This window comes from Aquitalea pelogenes (assembly GCF_001515305.1).
Classification (GTDB): domain Bacteria; phylum Pseudomonadota; class Gammaproteobacteria; order Burkholderiales; family Chromobacteriaceae; genus Aquitalea; species Aquitalea pelogenes.
On the sequence record NZ_LNQV01000123.1, the window covers coordinates 1 to 432 of the forward strand.

1 protein-coding gene is annotated in these 432 nt (G+C 59.7%); it reads left to right on the top strand.

The annotated features are described in order from the left end of the window. A partial coding sequence (locus tag AWT75_RS20490; protein ID WP_161937794.1) for an Ig-like domain-containing protein occupies positions 1-432 on the top strand: 432 nt, incomplete at both ends.

Consider the following 432-nt stretch of genomic DNA (forward strand, 5'->3'; position numbering starts at 1 on the left):
GTGTTCAACAAGACCGAAGCGGCCGCAGCAGCAGTCAGCGGCAGCACCACGGGTGTGGAAGCCGGCCAGACGGTTACCGTCACCTTCACCGACAGCCAGAACCATGTTGTCAGCGTTGATACCAAGGTAGGCGCTAACGGCAGCTGGACGGTACAGGCGCAAAACCTGAGCACGCTGGTGGATGGCGCAGTGACAGTCAAGGCGCAAGTCAGCGACCTGGCCGGCAATACTGCTACCGACAGCCACAAGGATGGTCTGGATACCCTGGCCACCATCAAGATCACCAACGATGGCAGCGGTGGCGACCACATTTTCAACCAGACCGAAGCAGGTACCGTGAATGTCACCGGCACCACCAGTGGTGTGGAACCGGGCCAGGCGGTGTACGTCACCTTCACCGATGGCACCAACTCGGTAACCAGCATTGTTCTC